At 65.9% G+C, this 4,499-nt stretch carries 3 protein-coding genes; all 3 read right to left on the reverse strand.

All coding sequences use genetic code 11. From position 1 onward, the window contains the following. Positions 1–71: 71 nt before the first annotated feature. Entirely contained in the window at positions 72–974 is a 903-nt protein-coding gene (locus ACLP25_RS12640; protein WP_442469541.1) for a TolC family protein, read from the reverse strand. Then, positions 971–2,245, reverse strand: a complete 1,275-nt coding sequence (locus ACLP25_RS12645) for an efflux RND transporter periplasmic adaptor subunit (RefSeq protein WP_442469542.1) — start codon at positions 2,243–2,245, stop codon at positions 971–973. Before ACLP25_RS12645 ends, ACLP25_RS12640 begins: the two co-directional genes overlap by 4 nt. Then, the coding region (locus ACLP25_RS12650; RefSeq protein ID WP_442469543.1) for an efflux RND transporter permease subunit at positions 2,242–4,499 on the reverse strand (2,258 nt) is incomplete at its 5' end. The genes ACLP25_RS12645 and ACLP25_RS12650, both read right to left, overlap by 4 nt.

Below are 4,499 nucleotides of genomic sequence, written 5' to 3' on the forward strand. Positions count from 1 at the left end.
GATGGCGATGAGCGTGAACCTCGGAAAGAAATTGGCGCGCGCCACGCCGACGCCAAAATCTGCTGCAGCGGTCAGGCGTTCGGCTTCGGCGACATCCGGCCGCCGCCGCAGCACGTCGGCCGGAACGGCGCGGGGACGCGTGGGCAACGGCAGGGGCCTCGCCGATCGCGCGACCGTAAAGGACGCGGCCGACTTGCCGACCAGCGCCGCGATCGCGTTCTCCAGCGCCGTGCGCCGCAGCGCAAGGTCGGAGGCTTGCGCCGCAGCGCAAGGTCGGAGGCTTGCGCCTCGGCGCTGCTGAGCTGAGTCTGGGCGCGATCGACGTCGACCGGCGACGCGATCTGCGCCTCAAGGCGCGACTTCGTCAGATCCAGGGCCGAACGATAAATGGCGATCGTGTCCGACAGGAGCTTTGCCTCGTCGTCCAGGCCGCGCAAGTCGATGTAGTCGCGCGCAAGCTCCGCGTGCAGCTCGAGCCGCGCCTGATCCAGCGCCTCCGCGCTGGCTTCGGCGGTCGCGTTGGCGGAGGCCGCGATATTGCGGACCCGTCCCCAGATGTCGACCTCGTAGGACGCCTGAGCGCCGATTAGGTTGTCGCCGTAATAGGTCGGCTGGCCCGCCGAGCGCAGCGGCCGGTTGTTCGACTGCTTGTTCGCGGTGACATGCCCGATCGCGTCGGCCTGCGGAAGAAGCCCGGATAGGGCCGCTTGCGCGCGCGCCTGTTCGGCATCGTTGGCGGCGATCGCGGCGGCGAGATTGGGATTGGCGGAGTCGACGTGCGCCTGAAGACCGTTGAGCGTCGCGTCGTTGAACGTCCGCCACCATTCCTCATTGGCGGGGAGCTGAGCGCCCTCCGCGGTCGCGTCCTTGAACTTTGCCGAAAGCGACGGCGTGGGCAGGGTATAGCGCGGCGCGAAATCGCACCCGCCGAGCGCGAGCGCGATCGACGCCGTCAGCCAAAACCGAAAATTCATTCACCCCGGCCCCGCTCCGATGCCGCCATCTCCCCGGAATCGCCCGTCGGCTTCGCTTTCGCGCGCTGCTGTCCCGGCGACGAATCCGGCTTTTCGGTCTCAGCGTTCATGATCCGGACCTCTTCGCCGTCGCCAATCGCGTCGGAAGGGTTGGCGACGATCCGTTCATCCTCACTCAGGCCGCTCGTAATTTCAACCTCGGTCCCCAAGTCGCGCGCGATCTGGACCTTCTTGAGAGTGACGCGGTTCTTCGGGTCCACAACGCCGACCTGAATCGCGTTGTCGCGATAGATCAGCGCGCTCGCCGGAACCCTGACGATGTTCGCATCGGGCGGGATCTGGAAATGCACACGGGCAAATGCGCCGGGGAAGAGAGCGCCGTCCTTGTTGTCGGCTAGGAGTTCGACCAGCAGGGTGCGGGATTTTTGATCGATGCCGTGCGAGGTCGTCTCGATCTTCGCATCGAACTTGCGGTCGGGATACTCGGGAAGGTCGAGCGTCGCCTTCATGCCGTCTTTCATTTCGGCGGCGTAGGTCTCAGGGACGGGTACATAGACGCGCATGGCGTGCACGTCGGCGACGGCGAACAGCTCCGCGCCGCTGGCGGCGTCCGCCCTGACGAGCGATCCGACGTCGACATTGCGCACGGTGACGATTCCGTCGAACGGGGCGACGATGTTCGCGAACGCCTTCTGCGCCTTCAGACGGTCGAGGTTCGCCTGAACGGCGTCGACCTCGGCGGCTTGGGCGCGCGCGTCGGCGGTCTTTTCGTCCACCGTCTGCTGCGACACCGCCGCGGACGCGCGCAGCGAGTTCCACCGTTCCGCCGTCACCTTGGCGAGCGCGAGATTCGCCTTCGCTTTGGCGACCTGGCTCTCCGCGACCGCGATGCTCTGGTCGAGCTCTGGCGTCTCGATGACCGCGAGCACGTCACCCTTCCGGACCTTGGCGCCGATGTCCTTCCGCCACTCCTGCACGTAGCCACTGACCTGAGCGTGAATCGCCGCGGTGTAAAAGGCCTCGACGTTTCCAGGAAGGACCAGGTCTCGGACTTCCCCGCCGCTTTGGGGCGAAACGAGCGCCACGGTCGGAATCGCCTGCTCTTGCGTCCACTTGGCGAGCGACTCATCGTCCTTGCGCCGCCCGACGACGCCGGTGGCCGCGACCGCGATCGCCACGACGATCAACAGCAGGATCGCCCGCCCGGCCCTGACCGGGCGATGAGTGGGAGGCGGCTCGTGTGCGGGCCCGGCCGAATGCTCTTCAGTCATGTCGGGGACGCCTCGAGATGGAGTTTGGAGGCGGCCTGGTCAGCCGCTTTTGGCTTTCGCTCGTGAACGAGCCGGAATACGGCCGGCACGAAGAGCAAGGTCGCGACCGTCGAGCAGATGAGGCCGCCGATCACCGCACGTCCCAGGGGCGCGTTGAGCTCGGCGCTCAGCGCCATTGGCATCATGCCGATGATCATCGCGAGCGCCGTCATCAGCACCGGGCGAAAGCGGGTGAAGCCTGCGTCGATCGCGGCGGTCGCCGCGTCGGCGCCCTCCGCGAGGCGCTCGCGCGCAAAGCTGACGACGAGGATGCTGTTGGCCGTCGCCACGCCCATGCACATGATCGCGCCCGTCAGCGCGGGGACGGACAGCGTCGTACGGGTCACGAACAACATCCAGACGATGCCGGCGAGCGCGGTCGGCAGCGCGCTGACGATGACGAACGGATCGATCCAGGACTGGAAATTCACGACGATGAGCAAGTAGATGAGCACGATCGCCAACGCGATGCCGACGAAAAGCTGGTCATAGGCGTAGGTCATCGTCTGGGTCGCGCCGCGAATGACGACGGTCGAGCCCTTCGGCGCGTCCTTTTGCGTGGCGTCCAGGATCTTCTGGATGTCGGCGGACACGGCGCCGAGGTCGCGCTCGTTGTTGGTGGCGAAGATGTCGACGACCGGCTCAACCGCGTAGTGCGAAACGACCGCGTCGCTGACCCCCCGTTTGATCGAGGCGACGCCGCCGATGATCTGCTTGTCAGAGCTGAGCGAGTCCGGAATGTTTTCGAGCGTGGAGAGCGAATTCTCCCAGTATTGCGGGGTCTGGGCGACGATCGGATAGGACACGCCGTTCTTCGGATTGAGCCAGAAGGTCGGCGCCGTCTGGATGCTGCCCGCGAGCGCATCTTGCAGGTTCTCGGCCACGTCCTGCTCGCTGACCCCGACCAGTTCGGCGCGGGTCCGGTCGACGTCGACGTTGAGCGTCGGCGCGTTGAAGGCCTGCTGGATGCGGGCGTCTGCGACGCCCGTCACTGTCTTGATCCTGGCCGGCAGCTTGTCGGCATAGGCGTGGTTGGCCTCGAGGTTCGGGCCGACGACCTGAACGTCGATCGGCGCCGGCAGACCGAAGTTCAGAATCTGCGTGACAATGTCCGCAGGCAAGAACGCGAAATCCGTTCCGGGAAATTTGCGCGGCAAGGTCTCGCGCATCGCCTTCACGTAGCCGGGCGCGCCGGCCTCCCGGCCGTCGGCCAGCGTGATCAGAATGTCGGCGTCGGAGGCGCCGATCGTGCCCGTGTTGGAATAGGCCATGTTGATGCCGCTGATCGGCAGGCCGATGTTGTCGACGATGGTCCTGAGCGCTTCGGGCGGAATGATCGACCGGATCGCCTGCTCGATCCGATCGACTTCCAACGCGGTCTCCTCGATTCTCGTTCCCGTCGGGGCGCGGATATGCAGCGCGATCTGCGGGCTCTCGATCGGCGGGAAGAAATTGCGCCCGAGAAAGGGTGTCAGCGCGAACGAACACAGGACGGCCGCCAGGAAGCCGACGATGAACAATCTCCGCGCAGATACCGCGGTCAGAAGCAGGCGGCGGTAGAAAGCGCGCGCGGCTTCGAAGCGGCGGTCGAAGCCGCGCTGAAAGCGCGTGAACGGATTGCGGGTGGGCGCCTCGAGCGCGCCGTGACCGTGCACGGCCTGGTGGGCGAGGAGGAAGCGCGCCATCGTATTCACCAGCGTGCGCGACAGCACGTAGGAGCCGAAGAGCGCAAAGACGACGGCCTTGGCCATCGGTCGGAACAGGTAGCCCGCAACGCCGCCGAGATTGAACATCGGCACGAAGACGATACAGATGCAGAGCAGCGACACGGTCGCTGGAATGACGATCTGCCGCGCGCCGTCCATGATCGCGCTTTCGATGTCTTTGCCCAGCTCGAGATGGTAGTTGATGTTCTCGATCGTGACCGTTGCGTCGTCGACCAGGATGCCGACGGCGAGCGCGAGGCCGCCGAGCGTCATCACGTTGATCGTCTCGCCCGTCGCCGAGAGCAGGATCACCGAAGTCAGGATCGCCAGCGGGATCGAAACCATGATGATCAAGGTCGACCGCCAGCTGCCCAGAAAGACGAGGATCATCAGGCCGGTCAGCGCCGCCGCCGTCACGCCCTCGAAAATGACCGACGACACCGCCGATTTGACGAACGTCGACTGGTCGCCGACCGCCTCCAGGCGAACGCCTGCCGGCAGCGTCTGGC

Origin of the sequence: Roseiarcus sp. (assembly GCF_052145395.1) — a bacterium.
In the GTDB taxonomy this organism is placed as follows: Bacteria; Pseudomonadota; Alphaproteobacteria; order Rhizobiales; family Beijerinckiaceae; genus Roseiarcus.

Bases quoted from the DNA above. Each gene is read 5' to 3' on its own strand.
- ACLP25_RS12645 (WP_442469542.1), bottom strand. From the start codon at position 2,245: ATGACTGAAGAGCATTCGGCCGGGCCCGCACACGAGCCGCCTCCCACT.
- ACLP25_RS12640 (WP_442469541.1), bottom strand. From the start codon at position 974: ATGAATTTTCGGTTTTGGCTGACGGCGTCGATCGCGCTCGCGCTCGGC.